The sequence below is a fragment of the Agromyces neolithicus genome (assembly GCF_039529735.1).
Classification (GTDB): domain Bacteria; phylum Actinomycetota; class Actinomycetes; order Actinomycetales; family Microbacteriaceae; genus Agromyces; species Agromyces neolithicus.
In genome coordinates, this window is the sequence record NZ_BAAANJ010000005.1 from 133765 (window position 1) to 158820 (window position 25056).

At 70.3% G+C, this 25056-nt stretch carries 24 protein-coding genes and 1 tRNA gene; 14 read left to right on the forward strand and 11 right to left on the reverse strand.

Going from position 1 to position 25056, the window contains the following annotated elements; genetic code table 11:
- Positions 1–120: 120 nt before the first annotated feature.
- The 6 genes from ABD164_RS08175 to ABD164_RS08200 all read left to right on the forward strand — a co-directional run bounded on the left by ABD164_RS08175 (position 121) and on the right by ABD164_RS08200 (position 5758).
- Positions 121–2745: an ATP-dependent DNA ligase gene (locus tag ABD164_RS08175; protein ID WP_344295292.1), complete on the forward strand. Its 2625-nt coding sequence runs from the start codon at positions 121–123 to the stop codon at positions 2743–2745.
- Entirely contained in the window at positions 2742–2957 is a 216-nt protein-coding gene (locus ABD164_RS08180) for a hypothetical protein (protein WP_344295294.1), read from the forward strand. The genes ABD164_RS08175 and ABD164_RS08180 overlap by 4 nt, the downstream gene beginning before the upstream one ends.
- 297 nt (positions 2958–3254) lie before the next feature.
- Entirely contained in the window at positions 3255–3653 is a 399-nt protein-coding gene (locus tag ABD164_RS08185) for an MmcQ/YjbR family DNA-binding protein (protein ID WP_344295296.1), read from the forward strand.
- A gap of 110 nt (positions 3654–3763) precedes the next feature.
- Positions 3764–3836 (forward strand) — tRNA-Arg (locus tag ABD164_RS08190).
- Between the two features lie 415 nt (positions 3837–4251).
- Positions 4252–5625: a hypothetical protein gene (locus ABD164_RS08195; protein WP_344295297.1), complete on the forward strand. Its 1374-nt coding sequence runs from the start codon at positions 4252–4254 to the stop codon at positions 5623–5625.
- Positions 5513–5758 carry a GNAT family N-acetyltransferase gene (locus tag ABD164_RS08200; RefSeq protein WP_344295299.1) on the forward strand — a complete coding sequence of 82 codons (246 nt, stop codon included), beginning with the start codon at positions 5513–5515 and terminating at the stop codon, positions 5756–5758. The genes ABD164_RS08195 and ABD164_RS08200 overlap by 113 nt, the downstream gene beginning before the upstream one ends.
- A 691-nt stretch (positions 5759–6449) precedes the next feature.
- Here ABD164_RS08200 and ABD164_RS08205 read toward each other — a convergent pair.
- Positions 6450–7676, reverse strand: coding sequence for a hypothetical protein (locus ABD164_RS08205; protein WP_344295301.1), 1227 nt, complete (start codon positions 7674–7676; stop codon positions 6450–6452).
- A gap of 73 nt (positions 7677–7749) precedes the next feature.
- Positions 7750–8220, reverse strand: coding sequence for a MarR family winged helix-turn-helix transcriptional regulator (locus ABD164_RS08210; RefSeq protein WP_344295303.1), 471 nt, complete (start codon positions 8218–8220; stop codon positions 7750–7752).
- Positions 8221–8595: 375 nt separating this feature from the next.
- Here ABD164_RS08210 and ABD164_RS08215 point away from each other — a divergent pair, with 375 nt between their 5' ends.
- Complete coding sequence (locus tag ABD164_RS08215) at positions 8596–8976, forward strand: ArsR/SmtB family transcription factor (RefSeq protein WP_344295305.1); 381 nt, start codon at positions 8596–8598, stop codon at positions 8974–8976.
- A gap of 4 nt (positions 8977–8980) precedes the next feature.
- Complete coding sequence (locus ABD164_RS08220) at positions 8981–10639, forward strand: SulP family inorganic anion transporter (protein ID WP_344295306.1); 1659 nt, start codon at positions 8981–8983, stop codon at positions 10637–10639.
- Here the strand turns inward: ABD164_RS08220 and ABD164_RS08225 are convergent.
- Both ABD164_RS08225 and upp read right to left on the reverse strand, forming a co-directional pair.
- A complete protein-coding gene (locus tag ABD164_RS08225) occupies positions 10633–11469 on the reverse strand; it encodes a winged helix-turn-helix domain-containing protein (protein WP_344295308.1) in 837 nt (278 codons plus the stop codon). The two genes, ABD164_RS08220 and ABD164_RS08225, sit on opposite strands and share 7 nt — an antisense overlap.
- 553 nt (positions 11470–12022) lie before the next feature.
- A complete protein-coding gene (gene upp, locus ABD164_RS08230; protein WP_344295310.1) occupies positions 12023–12655 on the reverse strand; it encodes a uracil phosphoribosyltransferase in 633 nt (210 codons plus the stop codon).
- 71 nt (positions 12656–12726) lie between these two features.
- Between upp and tadA the strand changes: the two genes are divergently transcribed.
- Positions 12727–13173 carry a tRNA adenosine(34) deaminase TadA gene (gene tadA, locus ABD164_RS08235; protein WP_425545927.1) on the forward strand — a complete coding sequence of 149 codons (447 nt, stop codon included), beginning with the start codon at positions 12727–12729 and terminating at the stop codon, positions 13171–13173.
- On the opposite strand, the gene ABD164_RS08240 is transcribed toward tadA, so the two are convergent.
- Positions 13077–14390 carry an MFS transporter gene (locus ABD164_RS08240; protein ID WP_344295311.1) on the reverse strand — a complete coding sequence of 438 codons (1314 nt, stop codon included), beginning with the start codon at positions 14388–14390 and terminating at the stop codon, positions 13077–13079. The genes tadA and ABD164_RS08240 overlap by 97 nt on opposite strands.
- 133 nt (positions 14391–14523) lie before the next feature.
- Here ABD164_RS08240 and ABD164_RS08245 point away from each other — a divergent pair, with 133 nt between their 5' ends.
- Positions 14524–15402, forward strand: a complete 879-nt coding sequence (locus ABD164_RS08245) for a winged helix-turn-helix transcriptional regulator (protein WP_344295313.1) — start codon at positions 14524–14526, stop codon at positions 15400–15402.
- Positions 15403–15456: 54 nt separating this feature from the next.
- Here ABD164_RS08245 and ABD164_RS08250 read toward each other — a convergent pair whose 3' ends face one another.
- Positions 15457–16224 carry a glutamine amidotransferase-related protein gene (locus tag ABD164_RS08250; RefSeq protein WP_344295314.1) on the reverse strand — a complete coding sequence of 256 codons (768 nt, stop codon included), beginning with the start codon at positions 16222–16224 and terminating at the stop codon, positions 15457–15459.
- Positions 16221–17183, reverse strand: a complete 963-nt coding sequence (locus ABD164_RS08255; protein WP_344295315.1) for a cation diffusion facilitator family transporter — start codon at positions 17181–17183, stop codon at positions 16221–16223. The genes ABD164_RS08250 and ABD164_RS08255 overlap by 4 nt, the downstream gene beginning before the upstream one ends.
- 23 nt (positions 17184–17206) lie before the next feature.
- Here ABD164_RS08255 and proC point away from each other — a divergent pair, with 23 nt between their 5' ends.
- The 3 genes from proC (at position 17207) to ABD164_RS08270 (ending at position 19922) form a co-directional block, all read left to right on the forward strand.
- Entirely contained in the window at positions 17207–18058 is an 852-nt protein-coding gene (gene proC / locus ABD164_RS08260; RefSeq protein WP_344295317.1) for a pyrroline-5-carboxylate reductase, read from the forward strand.
- A 179-nt stretch (positions 18059–18237) separates the two neighbouring features.
- Complete coding sequence (locus ABD164_RS08265) at positions 18238–18627, forward strand: YciI family protein (protein WP_344295318.1); 390 nt, start codon at positions 18238–18240, stop codon at positions 18625–18627.
- The gene (locus tag ABD164_RS08270) at positions 18624–19922 is read left to right on the forward strand and encodes a DUF6596 domain-containing protein (protein WP_344295320.1); all 1299 of its coding nucleotides are present in this window, start codon (positions 18624–18626) and stop codon (positions 19920–19922) included. Before ABD164_RS08265 ends, ABD164_RS08270 begins: the two co-directional genes overlap by 4 nt.
- A 51-nt stretch (positions 19923–19973) precedes the next feature.
- On the opposite strand, the gene ABD164_RS08275 is transcribed toward ABD164_RS08270, so the two are convergent.
- The gene (locus ABD164_RS08275; protein WP_344295321.1) at positions 19974–20219 is read right to left on the reverse strand and encodes a hypothetical protein; all 246 of its coding nucleotides are present in this window, start codon (positions 20217–20219) and stop codon (positions 19974–19976) included.
- 168 nt (positions 20220–20387) lie between these two features.
- Between ABD164_RS08275 and ABD164_RS08280 the strand changes: the two genes are divergently transcribed.
- A complete protein-coding gene (locus tag ABD164_RS08280) occupies positions 20388–20510 on the forward strand; it encodes a hypothetical protein (protein WP_344295322.1) in 123 nt (40 codons plus the stop codon).
- Between the two features lie 69 nt (positions 20511–20579).
- Here the strand turns inward: ABD164_RS08280 and rlmC are convergent, their stop codons facing one another.
- The 3 genes from rlmC to ABD164_RS08295 all read right to left on the reverse strand — a co-directional run bounded on the left by rlmC (position 20580) and on the right by ABD164_RS08295 (position 25055).
- Positions 20580–21719 (reverse strand): 23S rRNA (uracil(747)-C(5))-methyltransferase RlmC, encoded by a 1140-nt coding sequence (gene rlmC, locus ABD164_RS08285; protein ID WP_344295324.1) that lies wholly within the window; start codon positions 21717–21719, stop codon positions 20580–20582.
- A gap of 115 nt (positions 21720–21834) precedes the next feature.
- Complete coding sequence (locus ABD164_RS08290; RefSeq protein ID WP_344295325.1) at positions 21835–22521, reverse strand: response regulator; 687 nt, start codon at positions 22519–22521, stop codon at positions 21835–21837.
- The gene (locus ABD164_RS08295; protein ID WP_344295327.1) at positions 22518–25055 is read right to left on the reverse strand and encodes a DUF4118 domain-containing protein; all 2538 of its coding nucleotides are present in this window, start codon (positions 25053–25055) and stop codon (positions 22518–22520) included. The genes ABD164_RS08290 and ABD164_RS08295 overlap by 4 nt, the downstream gene beginning before the upstream one ends.
- Between the last annotated feature and the right edge of the window lies 1 nt (position 25056).

A 25056-nucleotide genomic window follows, 5' to 3' on the forward strand; every position in this document is an offset into this window, starting at 1 on the left:
GCCCCGCGCGAACATCGCAGCTCAGGAGAATTGCGCCGAAGCGCCGCCAAAGCGCGTGCCAGCGCAATTCTCCTGAGCTGCGCCCGGTGCGGCATGCACGTTGTGCGACAAGATGGGGGCATGGCCGAGGGCTCGCGTCAGCTCGTCGAGGTCGACGGTCGCAGGCTGCGGCTGACGAACCTCGACAAGGTCATGTATCCCGAGACGGGGACGACCAAGGGCGAGGTGATCTCGTACTACGCCGAGATCGCGCCCGTCATGGTGCCGCTCGTGGCCGGCCGTCCGGTGACCCGCAAGCGCTGGGTGCACGGCGTCGGCACGACGGATGACCCGGCACAGCCGTTCTTCGAGAAGAACCTCGCCGAGCACGCGCCCGAGTGGGTGCGCCGCGGCGTCATCGAGCATTCCGACGGGCCGAAGACGTATCCGATCGCGGGCGACCGGGCGACCCTCGTGTGGCTCGCACAGCAGGCGGCGCTCGAGCTGCACGTGCCGCAGTGGCGGTTCGACGCGCAGGGCGGCGCCGCGAATCCCGACCGCATGGTGTTCGACCTCGACCCGGGTGAGGGCATGGGGCTCGCCGAGTGCGCCGAGGTGGCGCGTCTCGTGCGCGACCTCATCGCCGGCATGGGCCTCGAGGCGATGCCGGTCACGAGCGGCAGCAAGGGCATCCACCTCTATGCGGCCCTCGACGGGTCGCAGACGTCGCAGCAGGTATCGGAGGTCGCGCACGAACTCGCGCGCGCGCTCGAGGCCGACCACCCCGAACTCATCGTGTCGAGCATGCGCAAGAGCCTGCGCACGAGCCGCGTGCTCATCGACTGGAGCCAGAACAACGGCAAGAAGACCACGATCGCGCCCTACTCGCTGCGCGGCCGGGCACGCCCCACCGTGGCGTCCCCGCGCACGTGGCAAGAGCTCGACGATCCGGGATTGCGCCACCTCGAGGCATCCGAAGTGCTCACGCGGGTCGCCGAAGGAGGCGACCCGATGGTTGCGATGGCGGATGCCTCGGGCCCGGGCCCGCTCGCGACCTACCTGTCGATGCGGCGGCCGGGGCGGACGCCAGAGCCGATGCCCGACCCCGGCGGTCGAGTAGCGACGAAGGAGCGTATCGAGACCACGGCACCGGGTCTCGATACGCGTGCTCCTTCGTCGCTCGCCACTCGACCGACGGAGCCGCGGTTCGTCATCCAGGAGCACCACGCCCGGCGCCTCCACTTCGACCTTCGGCTCGAACGTGACGGGGTGCTCAAGAGCTGGGCGGTGCCCAAGGGCGTGCCCGAGACCTCGGGCGTCAACCACCTGGCGGTGCAGACCGAAGACCACCCGATGGAGTATGCGACCTTCGAGGGAACCATCCCGGCAGGGGAATACGGCGCCGGCTCGATGACGATCTGGGACACCGGCACGTACGCCACCGAGAAGTGGCGCGACGACGAGGTCATCGTCGACCTCGAAGGTCAGCCCGGCGGGCCGCTCGCCGGCATCGTGAGGGTCGCCCTCATCCGTACCGACGGCTCGGGCGAGAAGAGCAGCTGGCTGCTGCACCGCATGAAGGACCAGCGTCCGGGTCACTGGGGGCGCTCCGCCGGTCGAGCGGTGGATCGAGTAGGCGCCCCAGCGCCGTATCGAGATCTCGCGTCCGACGGAGGGGGACGCGTATCGAGACCCGCTGACGCCGAGGGCCTCGATACGGTCGCTGCGCTCCCTACTCGACCGGCGAAGGCCAAGGTCGGCGCCATCCGCGAGCGGCCGATGCTCGCGACACCCGGCACCATCGGCCTGCTCGCGCGCGGCGACTGGGCGCTCGAGTGGAAGTGGGACGGCATTCGCGTGCTCGCCCGCGTCGAGGGCGGCGGCGTGCGCCTCATGAGCCGCAACGGCATCGACATCACCGAGCGCTACCCCGAGCTCGCTCGCCTGCCCGAGGTCATCGCCGGTGACGCCCTCGTCGACGGCGAGATCGTCGCGCTCGACGCCGACGGGCGGCCCGACTTCGGCCGGCTGCAGGAGCGCATGGGGCTCACGAAGCCCCGCGAGATCGCCGCGGTCGCGACATCGGTGCCGGTTCGCCTGCTGCTGTTCGATGTGCTCGAGATCGACGGCGCCTCGGTGATGGCCGAACCCTATCGCGCACGCCGTGCGCGTCTCACCGACCTGGTGAGCCGCGTGCCCGGGGTGCCGGTCGAGGTGCCGCCGGCTGCCGAGGGCACGCCCGCCGAGGCGTACGACGAGAGCCGGCTGCTGGGACTCGAGGGCATCGTGGCGAAGCGCCCGGGCTCGGCCTACCGCCCGGGTGCGCGCTCCGACGAGTGGGTCAAGCTCAAGCTCACCCGCACGCAGGAGGTCGTCATCGGCGGCTACCGGCGCGGGGTCGGCACGCGCGAGGGTCGCATCCGGTCGCTGCTCGTCGGCATCCCCGCCGAGGGCGGGCCCGAGCACGGGCTCGATTACGTCGGCCGGGTCGGCTCGGGTTTGCGAGAGCAGGATCTCGACCGACTGCTGGCACGGTTCACCGAGACCATACGAGCGGATGCCCCGTTCCGCGACGTTCCCGCGGCCGACGCGGCCGACGCGGTCTGGGTGCGTCCCGAACTCGTGGGCGAGATCGAGTTCAGCGGATGGACGGCCACGGGCGTCGCCCGTCATCCGCGGTGGCGGGGCATGCGCAGCGATAAGCGACCCGAAGAGGTGCGGCGCGAAGATGAGGCGTACCCTGAAATCGGGGAGGGGTCATCATGAACCAGTTGCTGGAACACGAGATCGAACGCTGGTGGCCGAGGTTGTCGATCGATGCCAAGCATCGGCTGCTCGCACACCTCGAAGATCCCGAGACACTGATCGACGCCGAAACTGCGGTCGAGATCGAGGAGCTCGTCGGCGCACCGGTCGCCGATCGGCTGACACCTGCCGAGCGTACGTTCATTCGCACGCAGATCGAGGCGGTCGACTGACCCGACGGCGACCCGCGTCGCTCACGTACGCACCGCGTGCGTCTTGGCCGCGCACCCTGCGCGGGGGGTTGGGCAGATGACCGTTAGCCCCGCGACGGTCCAGGGCCCGGTCACTGCCCAGACCCCGCGACCGCGGCCAGCCCCGCCACTGCGCAGAGCGCGGCCTCGGTCGCCTCGCCCGGCTGATCACCGCAGCGTGACGCGACGGCGCTCGCCCCGGATCCGATCCGGTGCGGGCGCCTTCCCGTGCGCGCAGCGGCGGCACGCAGGTCGGCGGATCCGCGTAGGCTGACGGCCGTGGCGCATCCGAGGGTCGTCGATCCCGAGCACCCGCTCATCGAGCGTGTGCGGGCGATCAGCCTCGCCCTGCCCGAGGCCGTCGAGGTCGAGGCGTGGGGAAGGCCGACCTTTCGTGCGGCGAAGCCGATCTTCGTGCACGTCTCGGCGACCATCGAGCGCCCGTTCTCGATCGTGCTGAAGACCGATCCCGAGGAGCACCGCGCGCTCGTCGAGGACGGCCGGTTCTACGGGGTGCCCTACTACAGCCGCGACCGATGGATCGGTGCCGACCTCGACCAGCCCGACACCGACTGGCAACTGCTCGCCGAGCTGATCGAGACGTCGTACCGGCAGGTGGCCAACCGCAGGCAGCTCGCCGCGCTCGACGCGTTGCGGCCCGATCATGCCGACGACTGAGGCATCCGTTTCGACGGCGAGTAGACGACCGCTCGATTCGCATGATCGAAGCCGGTACGTTAGAGTTGCGTGGTTGCCTGATCGCGAACGAAGCGCGGGCGACACGCCACGCGCCCGTAGCTCAACGGATAGAGCATCTGACTACGGATCAGAAGGTTGGGGGTTCGAATCCCTCCGGGCGCACACTGGTTGAGACAGTATGAAGGCGGCCCGCGAAAGCGGGCCGCTTTCGTCAATTCGGGGTGTTCGTCGTCAACCGAGAGGCGCGTTCGAGTCTCTGGGCGAGCCACCAACCCGTCCCCTCAGTGCCCTCCCAGTCGGCTCTCGGCCTGCTGGGAATCGCCTGAGCAAACCTCGATCTCCTCGCATCGATGGATGACACACGCCAGAAGTGCCGGTTAGGCTCACTTTTCAATCTGACTTCCCGTCATCGAGAGTTCGGATGTGAGGGGTGCGCGCCGTGGCGATGTCGGCTACGCAGCACCGGGGGCAACTGCAACAGCAATCGATCGTTCCCGGCACCGCCGGCCGTGTGACGCACGTTCGGCCGAGAGTTGCGCCCGCAACCGACACGCGGCTCGATCGACTCGGCTCGCTCGTGCGCCGAACCTACGCGGTGCTCATCGCGTGTGCCGTGTCGGTCGTGCTCTACCGCGCCCTCACACCGCGGTTCGCGAACTCGGCCGCTGCCCCGGGCTTCGACCCGCTTTGGGTCGCGCCCGCCCTCGCCGGCGGGGCGGCCGTCGGCGCGGCGCTCGTGGTCGCGTCGGCATCGCGAACCGGATTGTCGGCGATCGAACGACTGGGCCTTCCCTCGCCCGGCACGATGAGCCGCTCGGTCGCCAACGGCCTCACGTGGGCTGCGCTCGCGATGCTCGCGGTGCATTTCACGGCCGACGCGTTCCGACCCGTTCCAGGCGGACACCTCGCCGTGGGTCTCGCACTTGCGCTCGCGATGGGCGTGTGCACATGGCAGCTGCACCGCCGTGCCATCGAGCACGAGGCGTACCGCACGTTCAACCTCGTGGCCATGTTGCTCGCCGCGGGCAGTCTCGCGAGCATGAGCATCACCCCGACCGGCGAGTGGTGGGTGCACAACTTCAGCACGCTGGGAACGTCGGGCGACTTCGCTGCGATGTGTTTCAACGTGGCCGTCGCGACCTCGGGCGGCGGCATCGCGGGCCTCTCGGCACTCCTCACCCGGGGCATCGCATTCGGCGGATTCGGTATCAGGCGCGGCGCACGCACCGTCATCCGATCGCTCATCGGAGTCGTCGGGTTCGGCCTCATGGGCGTCGGCTGGGTGCCGATCTCGTACGCGCCCGACGTGCACAACGCGTTCGCCCTCGGTGCGGCCGCCGGGTTCGCGCTGCTCTGCATCGGTGCGCCGTGGTACGCCGAGCGCATGCCCAGACCCTTCGTCTGGTTCTCGATGACCACGCTGCTGCTCGAGGTGGGAGCCATGGTCGCCTACGACGGGCTGCATCTCTTCAACCTCACGGTCTTCGAGGTCGTCGCGTTCACGCTCGTCTTCGCGTGGCTGATCGTCTTCGTCGCCGTCACGTCGGCGCACCGGCACGAGTATGGCGAGACGGATGACGCGGCTCCCCGCCGGGGCATCCGTCTCGCTCAGGCGCGCCGTTCGCGGTCGGCGCACTCCCGAGCGGAATCTTCTGCGACGCACGGCGTTGTGCTTGTACGAGGGCCGACGTGTACCGGCTCTCGCACCCCGACCAGGAGGAACGATGGCGAACGACCTCGATGCACAGCCCCTCGACGGCACCGCAGCGACCACGCCCGAGAGCACTGCAGGCGATGCGGTCGAGATCGAGCGACACGACGAGCGACTCCGCTACGACATGACCGTCGACGGCGAGCGCGCGGCCGTGTCGCAATACCGGCTCGAGCCGGGAGCGATCGTGTTCACGCATACGATCGTGCGGCCCGAGTTCGAAGGCAAAGGGCTCGGTAGCCGCCTCGCGAGGTTCGTACTCGACGACGCCGTCGCGCGCGGTGAACGCATCGTTCCCGAGTGCCCGTTCATCGCCGCGTACCTGCGCCGGCACCCCGAATACGAGGCATCCGTCGACTGGCCCGCCGCCTGACGCCTCTGGTGATTTTGACCCCTGATCGGGGCGATGCGGTCGGTCGATTGTGCGAATAGCATTCGATCAAGCCCGAGTCGTCACCCGACCCGACCGACCCAACCTGCCTTGCCGGGTCGCGCGATCGGCAGTCCCGCCGGCCGCTCGGGTTCAGCTTGCCGGGCTCAGTTCGGGTCGCTCGGCGAGATGAGGCCTCCACGAGGCCGCGGTGGGGTGGGAGGTAGGGTTCCCACCCCACCGTCATGCTCTGCGCCGGGCGTGCGCCCATCGGCGACCGCTTGCCCGTACGTGAAGGGGCGCAGGGCGGGCGGGGGGCCGCTCCGCCCTGCGCCGGCCGCGCAGAACAGCGCGGCTGGTCGTGCGCGTCGGGTTGCACTGCACGACCGCAGGGGATGGGATCCGACACTGGGGGCGCGGTGCCGGACCCCATCCGGTCAACGTCGCATCGGGAACCTACGCATGTCGGGAACCGCCCGGCCACCGTCGATGGCGCGTGCCACCGATGCGAGGCCGGCCCGCCTGGCGCACGTCGAAGCGAGCCTCGACGTGTCGGGCGCTGACGCGTCGTCACGTCTCGCGCGTAATGCCGATCGCGGCATGATCCGGTCCTCCTGACTGAAACTGGGGTGTTCGCTCCCGTGCAGGGAGCGACGACCGCTTCCGCCTGCCGGGCAGGCGGAGCGGGCCCCGTTCAGTCAGGGGTGGTGTCGGTGGCGTAGACCGGCGACGAAGGGAGTTCGTCGTCGGCCGAGTGCAGCACCATTGCGGCGAGGGCGCCGAGTTCCAGCGAAGCGATCGTCGCGTCGGAGGTTCCGGATGTCCCGGCCCCGCCTGAGGCGGCGCCGCTGGAGCCCGCCCCTCCGGAGCCGGCCCCGCCGGAGCCGGCGCCGCTCCCAGCCGCCGGCGCTGGATTGACGCTGCCGCCGAGCGGCGTTCCGCTTGCCGGCTCGATCGTGCCCGCGGCCATGTTCGGGGCGTCTGCGTGCTCGCCCCCGATCGAACCGAAGGCCCACGCATCGCCTTCGGCGAAGAGGTGGCTGCCGCTGGGCGGCCCGCTCACACCCGACCCGAGCGGTGAACCGACCGTCGCAACGCCCGGTGCGACCGGCCCTGCGGATGCGCCGGTCGGGTGCGATTGCGGAAGGTTCGGGCCCTCGTGGTGGTGGACGGGTTCGTCGGAGGTTCCGAACTCCGGATATTCGGCGGCCGGCGTCGGGGTGGGCTGCTCGGGCTTGCCGGCGAGGCCGGGAGGTATGTCGTTCTTGGGCGCGTCGACCGGTTCAGGAGTGGGCCCCGGTGCCGTGGGTGCCTGGGCGGCGTCGGTCGGGTGGTTCGTCTCGGGCCTTTCGGGCTTTTCGGGCTTGGCGATGGGCGTTGCCGCCGGGGGTGCCGGCATGTCTGCGAGCCCAGGGGGAGCGTCGTTCCTGTTCGCCGGTGCGGGTGCCGAAGTGGGCACCGGTGGGGTGGCGGCCGGCTTGCCCGTTTCGGCGGGCTTGGCGGCTGGCTTGCCCGGTTCGGTGGGCTTGGCGGCAGGTGGGGTGATGGCCTGCTCGGGACTCGCGGTAAGCCCCGGGGGTGTGTTGGCCGGGGCCGGCTCTGGGGCTGGGGCCGACACATTCGGCGCCGGCTCGGCAGCCGGGGCGTCTTCGGCAACCGGTGTCTCGACGTCGGATGCGGCCGGTGGAGGCGGCTCTTCTGCAGGTGCCGCCTCGGGAGGATCGTCGGCGCCCGCCGTGGACTCGGCAATCGATGATTCGGGCGCGAGCACGCCCGCGGGATCGGCCGGCTCGACCTCTTCGGCCGAGGCGCCGACAGTGCTCGAGAAGAGACTGAACGCGAGCCAGATCGTGGCCATGACGACGCCGAGCAGGGCGTACCGAAGCCACGGCACCCGCCGCGAGGCATCCCCTGACGTCATCGATCTCACCCCCGTGCCCTCTGACGCTACTCCGCGACCTCCTGCGCGGTCTAGCAGCATCTGTCGAGTCGGCCTACTCGAGGTGCACGTGGTGCCCGGGCGGCGCCTCTTCGACACCGGCGCGCAGGCGGTTGCAGAGGTCCACGAGCTGCTCGAGTTCGTCGGCGTCGAGCGAGTCGCCGAACTGACGATTGATGGCCCCCATGTGCTCGAGCGCAACCCGACGGAACAGGTCGAACCCGGCTTCGGTGATGCCGACGATCGTGCCCCGGCCGTCGTCGGGGTCGGGCACCTTGACGACCAGGCCGCGGGTGGTGAGCCTGTCGACGAGTCGGCTGACGCTCGGCTGCGTGATGAGCACGTTGCGGTTGAGGTTTTTGAGTCGCAGCCGGCGACTCGGCGCTCGCGAGATGTTGAAGAGCACGTCGTACTCGTTGAGCGAGATGACCTCGCTCGGGAACTCCGCGGCCAACGCCCGCATGATGGTCACCTGGGCACGGAAGAGCGACTCCCATGCGGCGACCGTGATCGCGCGTTCGGCCATCTCGGCTCCCTTCGACATTTCGGCTCAACCAACAATAGAGAACCGCGGGAGAAAACGGTTGAGGGCCGGTCGTAGAGGCTGACGACCGGCCCTCTCCCTTGCACCAAGAGTGTCCTGCAATCACATTCCGCACCGACCGCCACAGCAAACAGTCGGTGCACTCACGAATATATAACGGATGTGTAACGGCGTCTAGTTATCGTTCTGTTATTTTTTCTGGGACAGCGAGGTCGCAGCCTCGAGTCACCCCGAATTGCCGCACGCGACGACGCGCAGGCGACGATTCGGGGTGACTCGAGCGTCGTGGTGGAGTGGTGCCGGGATATGACGCATGATGGATTCATCAATCCATCAAGTGAACGGATGTCCCGTGCCATGCGATCCGACTCCCAGCGGCCGCTCTACGAGGTCAAGGCCAACCTCTTCAAGGGGCTCGCCCATCCGTTACGGGTGCGCGTGCTCGAGGTGCTCTCGGCCTCGGCCGAGGCATCCGTCTCACAACTGCTCGACGCGACCGGTCTCGAGGCCTCGCATCTCTCGCAGCACCTCGCCGTGCTGAAGCGCAACCTGCTCGTCGTCGGCGAGCGGCGCGGAAACCAGGTGTACTACCGGCTCGCGTACCCGCAGGTGGCCGACCTGTTGCGGGTCGCTCGGGCGTTGCTCGGTGAGATCCTCGAGACCACCGAGCGGCAACTCCTCGAGCGCGCGGGTCTGCCCGAGATCCCGCCCGCGGCCCTCGCCCGGCATCGGGCGTGACGCCGTGAACGCCACGCTCGCACGCGGCCTGAAATCGGCCGCGGTGCTGCTGCCGAACGCCGCCGACTACCGCGATCTGCGACGTACGTGGCGCGGCGATGTGCTCGCCGGCATCACGGTCGGCATCGTGGCGCTGCCGCTCGCACTCGCGTTCGGCGTCTCGTCGGGCGCGGGTGCCGAAGCCGGTCTCGTCACCGCCATCATCGCCGGTGTCGTCGCGGCCGTGTTCGGCGGCTCGAACGTGCAGGTCTCGGGACCGACCGGAGCCATGGTGGTCGTGCTCGCGCCGATCGTCGTCGCACACGGCGCCGGCGTGCTCGCGCTGCTCTGCGTGCTCGCGGGTGTCATCGTCGTGATCGCCGGGCTGCTGCGGCTCGGCCGCACGGTGACGTACATCCCGTGGCCGGTCATCGAGGGGTTCACCCTCGGTATCGCGATCATCATCTTCCTGCAGCAGGTGCCCGCCGCACTGGGTACGGTGCCCGGCGAGAGCACGAACGCCGCGGTAGCGGCGATGCAGTCGTTCGCGACGGCGCAGTGGCCGGCGATGGCTTGGTCGCTCGCCATCGTGGCGGTCGTCGCGGCCATCATGCTCGTGGCGCCGCGCATCCATCCGAAGCTGCCGGGGTCGATCATCGCGATCATCGTCGTGAGTGTGATCGTCGCGCTCGCGAACCTTCCCGTCGCCGTGATCGGCGAGCTTCCACCAGGCCTGCCCGCGCCGACGATGCCCTCCGCCGACTGGGCGACGGTGGTCTCCCTGTTCGGACCCGCACTGACCGTCGCGGCGCTCGCCGCGATCGAGTCGCTGCTCTCGGCGCGAGTGGCCGCATCGATGGCCGACACCGGCCCCTTTGACGCAGACCGCGAGCTCGTGGGCCAGGGTCTCGCATCGATCGCGGCCGGGTTCTTCGGCGGCATCCCGGCGACCGGCGCGATCGCCCGCACCGCGGTGAATGTGCGTTCGGGCGGCCGCACCCGCCTGGCGTCGGTGGTGCATGCCGTGCTGCTGCTGGCGATCGTGCTCGTCGGCAGCACCGTCGTAGCCGAGATCCCGCTCGCCGCGCTCGCCGGGGTGCTCATGGTCACGTCGACCCGCATGATCTCGCTCGCGACCGTGCGCACGGTGCTCGGATCGACCCGCTCCGACGCGACCGTCTTCGTCACCACGGCGATCATCACGGTGAGCTTCGACCTCATCTACGCGGTGCTCATCGGCATCGCGGTCGCCGCGTTCTTCGCGCTGCGGGCGCTGTCGCGATCGAGCGGTGTGCACCGCGAAGAGCTACCGGGGCCGGCGGAGCCCGGTGACGAGCGCATCGCACTGTTCCGGCTCGAGGGGGCACTGTTCTTCGGCGCGGCCGAGCGCATGCTCGAACGGGTCGGCGACATTCGCGGCATCGAGGTGGTGATCATTCGGATGTCGCAACTGCAGTTGCTCGACGCCACCGGTGCACAGGTGATCACCGAATTGATCCACGCGCTCGAACGGCGAGGGGTGACGGTGCTCGTGAAGGGCATCCAGACCCGCCACCTGGGCGTCGCGACCCGCGTCGGCGTCATCGCGTCACTGCGCCACCAGAACCACCTGTTCGACGAGCTCGATGCGGCGGTCGCGCACGCGCGCAGCCACGTGGCCCGCGCCGCGGCCGAACCTCAGTAGAGGTCGGGGGACGGCGTCGAGGCCTGGCGGATCGAGACATCCGCATGCCGGTCGAACCGGTAGCCGATGCCGCGAACGGTGCGCACGATGTCCTGATAGTGGGCGAGCTTCGAGCGCAACCGGCGCACGTGCACGTCGATCGTTCGCTCGCTCGGTGCCTCGTCGTCGGCGTTCCACAGGTTCGCGATGAGCTCGTGGCGGTCGATCGTGCGACCCTCGCGCAGCACGAGGTACTGCAGCAGTTCGAACTCCTTGTAGGTGAGACCGGCGGCCTCGCCGTCGAGCAGCACGCGCTTGCGCGAGATGTCGATGATGACCCCGTTGGGGTGGCGATCAGCGTCGTCGCGGGTGCCCTGGCCCTCACGCTGCTTCGCGAGGGCGGCCGGGTCCTGCAGGGCGAGGCGCACGACGTCGACGTCGCGACCGCCGGCGCCCTCGGGGGCGAGGGCCACGGCGGCGTACGTACCTGACGACGGGGCGATCTCGGCGGTCAGCGCACGCAGCGCCTCGACGATGCGGTGCAGCGTGGTGCCGTCGGCTGCGGCCTTGGCCTCGTCGATGCCGACGTAGAGCACGAATCCGCGAGCCTCGGTGCCCTCGGGCACTGCGCGAACGCGGGGGGCGGCGGAACGGGCGGGTACGGATGCCGCGACCGCGGTTGCGGGGTCGGCCGAGGTCGTTGCGGGGCCGGTCGTCACCACCGAGCGAAGGGGTGCGCCGGGAGCGGGTGTCGAAGGGATCGACGGAGCGGTGCGGGCCTGCACGGTGCGGGCGGGAGCGGTGCGGGCGGCGGGAGCAGTGGTGCGAGCGGGAGCGAGTACGAGAGACATTGACGGAATCCTTGTGCTGAGGGTGCTGCAAGCGACCCCGAAGCGGCGGGGTCGGAACGAATGGCCGTTCGGCCGGGCGAACCCCCGAGATGCGGCGGGTTCAGTGGAGTCGGCGTCGATCGGGGTGCTGATCGACTGGGGACTCGGCGGTCGTTTCGCTGTTAGCGGCACATTCGACAACACATGGGTGCACGCGCCGGCATCATCATGCCGGTCGTCCTGGAAGCCTCGGGGGCCGTCAGGGTGCGTGCGGTGTCAGTCATGAGTGTGAGTCAAACTCAGAGTCGCACGCATGTCAATTCGTGACGGCGGGATGACGGCGTGTGACAGCGCAGCGAGTGCGGGCCGTGTAGGGACATCCAAAGGTATCTCGGTTGGAAACTGGTTCAGAGAAAGAATCTGCGAGACATTCTGAGTTTCAGAAATTTTCCGCTTGCGTGGCGCGCAATGGCGTGTCGAACTCCGAAGATCCTTCGAGACGGATGCCGCGACTGCGGCTTATACCCCGTCGAGCCGCATGTTTCGTTCGGGCGGGTCGGCCGGCCGGCGCGTGCTACACCGTGCCGTAGAGGCGGTCGCCCGCGTCGCCGAGCCCGGGCACGATGAACCCGTGCTCGTCGAGGCGTTCGTCGACCGCACCGAGCACGACGGTGACCTCGCGCCCGTGCAGGGCCTTCTCGACGGCCGCGAGACCCTCGGGGGCGGCGAGGATGCAGATCGCGGTGACATCCGTCGCCCCTCGCTTCAGCAGGAACTCGATCGCAGCCGTGAGCGAACCACCTGTCGCGAGCATCGGGTCGAGCACGAAGCACTGCCGATCGCTCAGGTCGTCGGGCAGGCGCTCGGCGTAGGTCGTGGGTTCGAGGGTCTCTTCGTCGCGGGCCATGCCGAGAAAGCCCACCTCGGCACTCGGCAACAGCTTGACCATGCCCTCGAGCATGCCGAGGCCGGCGCGCAGGATCGGCACGATGAGGGGCTTCGGGTCGGCGATGCGCACGCCCTTCGTGGGCGAGACCGGGGTGACGATGTCGACGGGCTCGACGCGCACCCCGCGGGTGCCCTCGTATGCCAGCAGGGTCATGAGCTCTTCGACGAGCGCACGGAAGATCGGCGACGGAGTGTTCACGTCGCGCAGCACCGTCAGTTTGTGGGTGATGAGCGGGTGATCGGCAACGTGGACTCGCATAGGCTCGAGTCTAGTTTGCGGGGGTCTCGCGAAGGGAGTGGCGCGTGGAGCTTGCGATGCACCGCGACTGGATGCGGCTCGCGCTCGCCGAGGCCGCCGAGGCGCCGGCCACGCGCGACGTGCCGGTCGGTGCGATCGTGGTCGACGGGGCGGGCCGGGTCGTCGCCGCGCGGCGCAACGAGCGCGAGCTCACGGGCGACCCCACCGCGCACGCCGAGGTGCTCGCGCTGCGCACCGCCGCCGAGGTCACCGGCGACTGGCGCCTCACCGACTGCACGCTCGTCGTCACCCTCGAGCCATGCGTGATGTGCGCAGGCGCCATCGTCTCGGCGCGCATTCCCACGGTCGTGTTCGGCGCCTGGGACGAGAAGGCCGGCGCCGCGGGCTCGCTCTACGACGTGCTGCGCGATCGTCGACTCAATCACCGGGTCGAGGTGTTCGGGGGTGTCGAGGCCGAGGCATCCGCTCGCCTGCTGCTCGCGTTCTTCGATGACCCGCTGCGCAGGCCCTCGTCGTAATCCTCGAGGTCGCGCAGCCGGCGCACGGGGCTGAGTCCCACGATGAGCGGGCCCAGCAGCAGGATGAACGCGGACCCGAGCAGCACGGACGCGCTGCCGACCTGCGCGGCGAGCACGCCGGCGACGATGGAGCCGAGCGGGATCATGCTCCACGAGACGAACCGCACAGTGGCCATCACGCGAGAGAGCAGCTCGGGCGGGCTGGCCACCTGGCGGTAGGTGCGCGTCACGACACTTCCGGGCACCACCGACGCCCCGAACACGAGGGTGCCGATCGCGAAGCACAGCCACCCGAGGGCCCCGGAGCCGAGGGGGATCAGCAGGGCCCCGGCGAACCCGACGAGCCCGTCGACGAGCAGTACCCGCGCTGACCCGAACCGTCGCACGAGCCACGGCGTGGTGGCAGCCGCGAGCAGCGCTCCCACACCGTCGGCGGCGAGGAGCACCCCCACCATGGCTGGGGGTGCATCGAGGTCGCGCACCAGGTAGAACGCGAACAGGCCGGCCTGCACGCCGCACACGAGGTTGACGACGCACGCCCACCAGGTGGCCGGCGCCATCACGGGGTGACGCACCACGAACCGCCACCCCTCGGCGATCATCGCGCCCATCCCCGGCCGGGCGCCGCCGTCGGCCGGCGCGGGCTCGCGCCACTCGGGCAGCCTCCGCAGCAGCAGTGCGGACGCCAGGTAGGAGGCGACGTCGACCAGCAGCGCGGGCACCGCGCCGACCGCCTGCACCAGCAGGCCCGCGGCCGACGGGCCACCGAGCTGTGTGGCGGCCTGGGTTCCGGAGACGAGGCTGTTGCGGCTCGTCAGCTCATGCTGCGGAACCACTGTGGGCAGGAACGTCGTGTTCGCGGTGAAGAAGAACACCTCGGCCACGTTGATCGCGAGTGCCGCGAGCACGAGGTGGATCAGCGAGAGGTCGCCCAGCCACCAGGCCAGCGGCACGGTGAGGATCGCGGCGGCCCGAACGAGGTCGGCCACCACCTGGGTGGCGCGGAGCGGCAGCCGGTGCACGATCGCGCCCGCCGGCAGGCCGAGCACCACCCAGGCGAGGTACGACGACGCAGCGAGCACGCCCGTCTCCACCGGCCCGGCGTCGAGCACGGTCACCGCCGTGAGTGGCAGCGCGACGGCGGTGACGGCGGTACCGATGCCGCTGGTCGTGCTCGCGGCCCAGTAGGTCCAGAACGGCCGTGCGCTCGTGGTCACGGGCGACCTCCTCGGTGCTGGGACGGGGCCCGGGAATAGGCCGGGTCCTGTCATGGTTCGTAAGTTCCAAATTGGAACTTACACCAAAGGTGCCGTCTGGACACAGCCCGAGCCCGGCGAGAGGATGGAAGCCATGCGCCGCGAGGACCTCACCGACAGCTCCTGCGGCATCGCGCAGTCCCTCGGCATCGTCGGCGATTGGCAGAGCCTGCTGATCGTGCGGGAGGCCGCCGCCGGCGTCACCCGGTTCGAGGGCTTCGCCCGCGAACTCGGGCTCTCGCGCCGCGCGCTCACCGAGCGGCTCGGGTCGCTCGTCGAGCACGGCGTGCTCGAGAGGGTGCCGTACTCGGCGCGGCCGCCGCGCCACGACTACCGGCTCACCGCCAGCGGCGAGGGGCTGCTGCCGGTGCTGCTGGCGCTGCAGGAATGGGGCACGCGGTTCGTCATGGGCGACGGCACGCTGAGCGGCGCTCTCGGCGAGGGCGACCTCGCACGGGCTCGCTCGCTCGAGGGCACGCGGGTGCCCGACGTCGCGCTCACGGCGTACGACGGATCCACGGTGCGCCTTGTCGACCCCGACCGCTGGACGGCGTTGTTCTTCTTCCCCGGCGCGTACGCGCCCGGAACCCACGGGTACCCGCCGCGCTGGAGCGAGGTGCCGGGCACCGCGGGCTGCACACTCGAATGCGTCAGCTACGGGCGCCGGCATGCCGAGCTCGCGGCAGCCGGCGCACGGGTGGTCGGCGTGAGCACGCAGCACCCCGAGCAGCTCGCTGCGTTCGTCGCGCACGCCGACCTGCCCTACCTGCTCGCCTCCGACCAAGACGGCCTCGCGGCCTCCGCGCTGCGTCTGCCCGTGTTCCGCGCGGGCGGCGCCGACCGGCTCAAGCGCGTCACCCTGCTGGTCGACGACGAGGGCGTCGTTCGGCACGTGCAGGCGCCGGTGACCGACCCGGCGCAGTCGGTCGACGACGTGCTCGCACTCGTGCGCGAGCTGGGTGCCAGGTCCTGAGGGCGACGTTCCTCCGGCAGCGCCGGCAGCGTCGGCGCGCCTACTCGACCGGCGCTATGCGGCGGATTCCGAACGACGCGCGAGGCCCTCGAGATACTCGCCGAGCAGGCGAGCGGATGCCGCTTGCATCGGCGGCCCGTATTCGGCGCGCTGCGCGCGCAGCTGCTCGGCGGTGAGCCCGTACTCGGGCAGTTCGTCGCCCCAAGCGGCGAGCCAGTCTTCATGGATGGCGTCGTCGACCTCGGGATGGAACTGCACGGCGAGCAGCCAGTCACCGCGCGCGAACGCCTGGTTCTCGTACTGCGCAGACCCGGCGAGCCGCTCGACGCCGGCGGGCAGGTCGAACGTGTCGCCGTGCCACTGCACGGTGGGCACGCCCGCGAAGTGTCGCACGGGCGAGTCGGCGCCGGCCTCGGTGGGCTCGACCGTGAGCCAGCCGACCTCTTTGCGCTCGCCCTTGTAGGCGCGCGCGCCAAGGGTCTTCGCGAGCAGCTGGGCGCCCAGGCACACGCCGAAGATCGGCGCCTCGGCGTCGATGCGCGTGCGCAGCAGTTCGATCTCGTCGGCGAGGTACGGGTAGAGGTCGGTCTCGTAGGCGCCCTCTTCGCCCCCCAGTACGACGACCAGGTCGGGTGCGAGCGCGTCGAGCCCCGAGACATCCGTCGAAGGCGCGTCGACCGTGACGATCTCGTAGCCGTGCGCCTCGAGCGTCGGCGCGAGGTTGCCGAGGCCGATCGTCGAGTCGTGGCGAAGCACCAGTGCGGTGCGGGGTCTCGATACGCGCTCGGCTTCGCCGGGCGCTACTCGACCGGCGGTCGTCACTCGAGGCCCTTGATGACGATCGCGTCGGTGGGCGGCGCGGGCTGGTTCGGTTCGACGTACACGTCGGGCTCGATGTAGATGACCCGCGCCGAGGGCACGGCCGTGCGGATGCGCTGCTCGATGACGTTCGTCGCGGCGGCGATCTCGAGCACCTTCTGGTCGGCGGTGAAGCCGAGCTTCGCGGCGACGAGCAGTTCGTCGGGGCCGAGGTAGAGGGTCTTCATGTGGATGATGCGCTCGGCCTCGGGGCCGTTGACGATCGCCTGCTCGATCTTCTTCACGTCGTCGTCGTTGGCGCCCTCGCCCACGAGCAGCGACTTGGTCTCGATGCCGAGCACGATGGCGACGAGCACCAGCAGCGTGCCGATCATGAGCGTGCCGATCGCATCGAACAACGGGTTGCCGGTGATGACCGTGAGGCCGACGGCGACGAACGCGAACACGAGGCCCACGAGCGCGGCGATGTCTTCGAGCAGCACGACGGGCAGCTCGGGCGCCTTCGCCCGGCGCACGAACTGCACCCAGCTCTGCGTGCCGCGCACATGGTTCGACTCGACGACCGCGGTGCGCAGCGAGAACGACTCGAGCACGATCGCGATCGACAGCACGAGCAGCGGCAGCCACGCGTTCTCGAGCTCGTGCGGGTGCTGCAGCTTGTCGACGCCCTCGTAGATCGAGAAGATGCCGCCGACCGAGAACAGGATGATCGAGACGACGAACGCATACACGTACCGCTCGCGGCCGTAACCGAACGGATGCTCCTTGTCGGCCTTCTTCTTCGCCTGCCGGCCGCCCAGGATGAGCAGCAGCTGGTTGCCCGCGTCGGCGACCGAGTGCACCGCCTCGGCGAGCATCGACGCCGACCCCGAGAAGAACCATGCGATGAACTTCGTCAGGGCGATCCCCGTGTTGGCGAGGAATGCCGCGATGATGGCTTTGGTGCCGCCCGATGCGCTCATAGCAGCAATCCTAGGATGGTCGCATGACTGCCGCAGACCCCGTGAAGCTGCCCGCGATCGCCTTTCTCGGCGCGGGTTCGATGGCCCGCGCGATCATCGCCGGGTTGCTGCAGCCGGGTGTCGTGGTCGACGGCGGCATCCGCACGACGAACCGCACCGCCGAGAAGGCGGCCGAGCTGGCCGGGCTCGAGGGTGTCACCGCGTATGCGACCGAGACCGATGTCGCAGCCAACCACGCGGCGGTCGCCGGTGCCAAGGTCGTGGTCGTGGCGGTGAAGCCCGCCATGGTGCCCGACCTGCTTCGCGAGATCGCAGAGTCGCTCGAGCCGGGCACGGTCGTCGTGTCGGTCGCAGCGGGCGTGACCGTCGCCACGTTCGAGTCGCTGCTGCCAGAGTCGGTCGCGGTGATCCGCTCGATGCCGAACACGCCCGCCGTCGTCGGTCGCGCCGTCACCGGCGTCTCGGCCGGCACTCGCTCGAGCGACACCGATCTCGCGCTCGCCGTGTCGCTCTTCGAGACCGTCGGCGAGGTGCTCGTCGTGCCCGAGTCGCAGCTCGACGCGCTCTCGACGATCTCGGGCTCGGGGCCCGCGTACGTCTTCTACCTGATCGAGCAGCTCACCGCGACGGCCGTCGACAAGGGCTTCACGCCAGAGCAGGCCGCAGTCATGGTGCAGGGCACGTTCCGCGGTGCGAGCGAGCTGCTCGCCTCGAGCGGCGAAGACCCTGCCGAGCTGCGCCGTCGGGTCACGAGCCCCAAAGGCACGACCGAACGCGCGATCGCCGTGCTCGAGGCATCCGACCTCAAGCAGACGTTCGACAGCGCCACCGACGCCGCGCTCGCCCGGGCCCGCGAACTCGCCGCCGGCGGCTGAGCTTCGGCGGCCTGAGCCACGGCGCCTGAGTTCCGGCGGCCTGATCCCGACGTCGATCCCGTTCCCGAGGGCATTCTGAGAAAGATGCGGGCGGGTGTCGATTTCGAGCCCCCGAGTTCGTCACCATGGTGTGACGAACGTCGTCACAGGCCCGTGAGGGCATCGACGAAGGAGACGCCATGAGCGACACGTACATGTACATCATCCACGAGCCCGACTGGGACTCGGACGCGTACCTGGGCGGGGGCGGCGGCGTTCCGGGCGGTGAGCCCGAGAGCAACTTCCCCGAGCACAAGGCTTTCCAGGAGGCCGTCGTCAAGCTCGGCGCCCGCATCGTCGGCGCCGCCGCCCTGCAGAATGCGCGGCACGGCGGGCAGGTCACCCCGGGCACCGGCGACCGGGCGCTCGCCGACGCGGTGTACTCCGACGGGCCGTACCCCGACACCACCGAGGTCGTCTCGGGCTACTACCTCGTCGAGACGGCCGACGAGCAGCAAGCGCGCCAGATCGCGGCGCTCGTGCCAACGGGCGGGCACATCGAGTGGCGCAAGGTGTTCCCCATCTCGTGAGCGAGTCGGTCGCCGGCCTCGGCGAGGACTTCGTCGACGCCTGGCCGCGGATCGTGCGCGCCCTCGCCGCCTACACCGGCAGCGTCGACGACGCACAGGAGTACGCGGCCGAGGCCGTCGCGAGGGCCGTCGCGCAGGCCGGCGACGGGCCGCCGGTCGGCTCGCTCGCCGCGTGGTGCATCGCCGTCGGCAAGCGCGCCTTCATCGACGACCGGCGCCGGGCCGCGACCGAACAGCGGCACGCGCAGCGGGTCGCCGTCGAGCTGGCGACCGCGATCGATGAGGATGCCTCGACCGAGGCATCCTCGATCGACGAACCGCTTTCGAGCGGCGCGCTCGACGACCGCCTCGCCCTGCTGTTCGTCGCGTGCGATCCCGCGCTCACCGAGCACGCGCGGCTCGTGCTCGCGCTGCGGCTCGTGTGCGGGCTCGACGTGACGCGAATCGCCGCCCACCTCGGCGTGCAGCCGTCGGCGGCAGCCGCGCGGCTCACGCGCGCGAAGCACGCGCTCGCCGAGGCCCGAGGGCGGTTCCACGTGCCTGAGGCACCCGAGCGGAGGGTGCGGTTGCCGGTCGTGCTGGCGAGCATCGCGGGAATGTTCACGGTCGCGCACCGCGACGTGCTCGACCCGCAGACCCCGTTCGACGACCTCGGCCGGCAGGCGTTGTCCATCGCCGATGCGCTCGTGGCCGAGTACCCCGACGAGGCCGAGGTGCGTGGGCTGCGCGCGGTGATCCGTCTCGGGCTCGCCCGCCGGCCCGGGCGTCTCGACGCGGACGGCGCGGCCGTGCCGCTCGACGAGGTCGATCGCGGCAGGTGGGACCGTCGCCTCATCGAGGCCGGTCTCGATGATGCGGCGGCCGCGGCCGACAGCGGCGACGGACGGTTCGTGCTCGAAGCCGCGATCGCGGGGCTGCACAGCTCTGCACCGAGCTTCGCCGCGACCGACTGGGATCGCGTCGTCGGCTTCTACCGCGCGCTCGAGCGGGTCTGGGGTGCGCCGTCGGTGACGGTCGCCAGGTTGTCGGCTGAGCTGCATCGCGCGCTGCTCGCGCCGCTGTCGGGTGAGCGCACGGCGCGCCTGCGGCAGATCGAGCATGAGCTGGAGGCGCTCGCCGATGGGGCGGCACCGTACGCGGCGATCGACGCACGGCTCGCGCTCGCCGACCTCGACTGGCGCACCGGGCGTCGGGGTGAGGCGTCGGCGCGATACGCCGAACTCGCCGAACTCGTGCCGGCTGAGCCGGTGCGACGGTTCTGCCATGCGCGGGCGGCCGCCGCCGCCGGCGCCTGACTCGGGGTCACGATGCGGCGCCGGCGCGCCCACCTGACCGACGTCACCGCCTCAGCGCGCGGGCGTCAACCGCGTGGCGCGTCGGCGGCGGGTGGCGAGCCAGACGACGAATGCCGCGATGCCGGCGACGGCGACGGCGATCGCACCGATCATGATGCCGGTCGCGGTGGCCGACACGTGGTCGGCCGCGAGCCCCGCGCTCGATGCGAGCGCACTCTCGAACCCGAAGGCGAACCCGATCACGAACACCCAGGTCGCGACGATGACCGTCCCTGGGATGACTCCGATCTTTCGCATGTCACTCCTTCCACATGACCTTCCAGCCTAGCCCAGTTCGAACGAAATTTCCTGTTCAGGTGGATTTTTCAGAGAAGTCGAGGTTCGCTCGGAGCGGACATGACTTCCGTGACGGAGTGGGCTATGGTCTTCGGAAGCCCGCCAGCTGAAGAAGGGAAGCGAGCTCACATGTCAGGCAAGTCACCCCGTGGAAACGACTCGAAGAAGCAGCCTCAGCTCTCGTTGAAAGAGAAGCGAGCGCAGAAGCGCGAGAAGGCAGAAGAGGGTCTGTTCAAGCCCCGCAAGCGCTGACGCTCGGGGTTCGCTGAGCGCCGCCGATCTCGGAGCCTCCGGGTTCGCTGAGCCTGCCGAAGGGCCGGCTCAGCGAACCCGCTCGAGTAGCACCATGACCTCGAAGTGCGTGGTCTGCGGGAACATGTCGAAGACGCGCGCCCGCACCGGCCGCAGCGAGGGCATCGCCGCGAGATCCTTCGCGAGCGAGGCGACGTTGCAGCTCGAATAGAGCACGTGCGAGGCATCGGATGCCTCGAGCCACGCACTGAGCTCACCGCCGATGCCGCGCCGCGGCGGGTTCACGATCACGAGATCGGGGGCCGCGTCGGCCGCAATGGCGAAGGCCGTGGCATCGCCGGTGGCGAAGCGCAGACGCGAGAGCGCGGCATCCGATCGACTGAGCTCGGCGCTCGCGACCGCCTCGACGCTCGTCTCGATGCCGGTGACGGCGGGGCCGTCGGCGCCGCCCGCGTCGGCGATGTGCAGCGCGAACCCTCCGACTCCGGAGTAGAGGTCCCAGGCGGAGTCGGGTGCGAGCCCCCGGATCCAGTCGCGCGCCTCGGCATACAGCGCCGCGGCGATCTCGGTGTTCGTCTGGAAGAAGCTCTGCGGGCGCAGGTGCATCGTCACGTCGTTGAGGCGCATCGGCAGGGTGTCGGCGTCGGTGAGCACGATCTCGTGCTCGCCCTCGAGCGCCGCCTTGTGCTCGGGAAGCACGTTGACGGTGACGACGCGCGTCTGCGGCAACTCGGCGAGCAGCGTCGGCAGATGCTTGCGGATGCGCCCGACCGGCTCTGTCGAACGCACTACGAAGCGCACCATGAGCTCGCCGTCGGGCGACTCCGTGACGATCAGGTGCTTCAACTCGCCCGTGCGGCGGGTGACGTCGTACGGCGTGATGCGCGCGAGCGTGATGAACCGGGCGAGCGGCGGGAACGCGGCTCGGTGGCCGGGCGAGCAGATGCCGCACGCCTGCAGGTCGATGCCGTGGCCGTCGGCGTCGAGAATGCCGATCGTCGGCTCGTCGACCGTGCCGGCGACGACCATCTTCGCCTTGTTGCGGTAGTTCGACTCGGTGCTCGCCACCGGCGGCAGCCACTCGGGCACGTCGAACGGGGCGAGCAGGTCTTCGGCGTGCCGCTGCTTGTCGGCCAGCTGGCGCGCATACGGTTGCCCCATGAGCGCACACGACGTGCAGCGCCGGGCGTCGAAGTACGCGCAGTCCACGGGTTCAATCCTCGCACCCGGTGGTGTCTCTCGTGATGTCGCGCGAATGGCCGTGATGCCCTACGGATGACGACGGTTTGCGCGACATCACGAGGCTTCGGGACGCGCGGAGCGGCTAGGGCTCGAAGCGGTAGCCCATGCCCGGCTCGGTGAGAAAGTAGCGCGGCTCGGCCGGCACCGGCTCGAGCTTGCGGCGCAGCTGCGCGACGTAGAGGCGCAGGTAGCCGGCGTCGTTCGCGTGGAACGGACCCCACACCTCGCTCAGCAGCATCTGGCGCGTGAGCAGCTTGCCCGGGTTCTTCAGGAACAGCTCGAGCAGACGCCACTCGGTAGGTGTCAGGCGAACGGATGTCGCGTGGCCCGAGTCATCCGTCGACCTGATGGTCTTCGCGGCGAGGTCGACGGTGAGCGAGCCGATCGCATGGGACGCGGCATCCGCTTCGCCGGTCGCCGACCTGGCCCGGGCACGGATGCGGGCGAGCAGTTCGTCCATCGCGAACGGCTTCGTCACGTAGTCGTCGGCGCCGGCGTCGAGGGCGTCGACCTTCTCGGCCGAATCGGTGCGCCCCGACAGCACGAGGATCGGCACCTTCGACCACGCTCGCACGGCCCGGATCACATCGACCCCCTCGACCTTCGGCATGCCGAGGTCGAGCAGGATCAGGTCGGGATGCGCGCTCGCCGCGAGGTCGATCGCCTCGGCGCCGTCGCGTGCGGCGACCACGTCGTAGCCGCGCGCCCCGAGCGTGATGCGCAGGGCGCGCTGCAGCTGTTCGTCGTCGTCGGCGAGGAGGATCTTCATCGCAGCCCATCCTTGCCGGTCGAGGGATCGGTGGCGGTCGCGGCCGGCAGGGTGACCACCATCGTCAGACCGCCGCCGGGGGTGTCGTCGACGTCGAGGGTGCCGCCCATTCCCTCGACGAACCCCTTCGACAGGGCGAGGCCGAGACCGAGGCCGGTCTCGTTGTCGGTGTCGCCGAGGCGCTGGAACGGCGTGAAGACCTCGCCGCGCCGCTCGGCCGGGATGCCGGGGCCGCGGTCGACGATGCGCAGCTCGACGCGGTCGCGGAACCCGCTCGCGGCGAGGCGCACGCGCGAGCCGACCGGGCTGTGCCGCACGGCGTTCGCGAGCAGGTTGACCACCACGCGCTGCAGCAGCACCGCGTCGGCGAGCACCGGCGCGAGATCGTCTGAGAGGTCGAGCTCCACGGCCGCGGGCCCGAGCCCGAGCTCGTCGAGCGCGGGCAGGACGACGTCGGCGAGGTCGGTGGGCGCGAGCTGCACGCCCAGGGCACCGGCCTGCACCCGGCTCACATCGAGCAGGTTCGTCACGAGTTCAGCGAGCGAATCGAGGCTCTCGGCAGCGGTGTCGAGCAGCTCAGCCCGCTCGGCGGCGGGCAGTTGCACCTCGGCCGAGCGCAGGGCGCTGATCGCTGCCGACGCCGACGTGAGCGGGCGGCGCAGGTCGTGGCCGACCGCTGCGAGCAGCGCCGAGCGCACCCGGTCGGTCTCGGCCAGCTCGTCTGCGGCCTCGGCCGCCCGTGTGAGCGCACCATGCTCGATGGCCTGCTCGAGCTGCGCTGCGATCACCTGCAGCAGGCGCCGCTCGGACGCCGCGAGGTCTCGGCCGTGCAGTTCGAGCACGCCGTTCGTGCCGATCGGAACGCTCGTCACGTTCGCCGCTGCGTCGTCGCGGCTCGGTTCGCCGTCTTGGGCGGGCTCGCCGTCGGCGACGCGCGGCCGGCCGTCGATGAGCAGGCGCACGCCGGTGAGCCCGAACGCCTCGCGGCTGCGTGTGACCATCGCCTGCAGTGCGTCTTCGCCGCGCAGCACGCTGCCGGCGAGTGTCGCCAGCAGCTGCGACTCGGCAGCCGCCCGTCGCGCCTCACGCGACCGGCGGGCCGCCTGGTCGACGACGTAGCTCACGAGCAGTGCGTTCACGACGTAGAACCCCAGCGCAAGCAACTGCCGGGGGTCGGCGATCGTGGGCGTGTACAGCGGCGGCACGAAGAGGTAGTTGAGCGTGAGCCCCGACAGCACCGCCGCGAACAGGCCCGGCCAGATGCCGCCGATGAGCGCCACCACGATGACGAGCAACTGGTAGGCGAGCACATCGCTCGTGATCGACGAGTCGGTGCGGAACGTCACGAGCAGCCAGCTGAGCAGCGGCCCGACGACAAGCGCGACGACGAAGCCGACGACCAATCGCCTGCGGCTGAGCGAGCCGCCGAGCTTGGGCAGCGCGAATGCCGAACCGGCGGCCGCGTGCGTCACGATGTGCACGTCGATGTCGCCCGACTCGCGGATCACGGTCGCGCCGATGCCGGGTCTCGAGAACGCCGCCGCGAGTCGCGAGCGTCGGCTCACTCCGATGACGAGTTGCGTGGCATCGGCTGCCCGCGCGAAATCGACGAGCGCTCGCGGCACGTCTTCGCCGACGACCTGGTGGAAGGTGCCGCCGAGCTGCTCGACGAGCGTTCGTTGGCGATCGAGTGTGCCCGGATGCCGTGCACGCATGCCGTCGGGATTCGTGACGTGCACCGCGATCAGCTCACCGCCCGAGGCGCGCGAGGCGATGCGCGCGCCGCGCCGCAGCAGCGTCTCGCCCTCGGGGCCGCCGGTGAGGGCGACGACCACGCGCTCGCGGGCCTCCCACGTGCGGTCGATGCCGTGCTCGGCGCGGTAGTTCTTGAGCGCCTGCTCGACCTCGTCGGCGAGCCAGAGCAGCGCGATCTCCCGGAGGGCGGTGAGGTTGCCGAGGCGGAAGTAGTTCGAGAGCGCGGCGTCGATGCGCTCGGCCGGGTAGACGAGCCCGCTCGAGAGCCGGTCGCGCAACGCCTGCGGTGCGAGGTCGACGACCTCGATCTGGTCGGCGGCGCGCAGCACGGCATCGGGGATGGTCTCGCGCTGCGGCACCCCGGTGATCTGCTGCACGACATCGCCGAGCGACTCGATGTGCTGGGTGTTCACCGTCGAGATCACGTCGATGCCGGCGTCGAGCAGGTCGTCGACGTCTTGCCAGCGCTTCGCATGGCGGGCTCCGGGCGCGTTCGTGTGGGCGAGCTCGTCGACGAGGGCGATCGCAGGCTTTCGGGCGAGCACCGCGTCGAGGTCCAGCTCTTCGAGGCCGAGGCCGCGGTGTTCGAACGCGTGGCGCGGAACGACCTCGAGGCCGTTCACCATGGCAGCGGTGGCCGCTCGGCCGTGCGTCTCGACGAACGCCACGACCACGTCGTGTCCTTCGTCGGCGAGGCGCCTGCCCTCTTCGAGCATCGTGTACGTCTTGCCCACGCCGGGGGCGGCGCCGAGCAGCACCCGAAGCCGACCCCGTCTCATC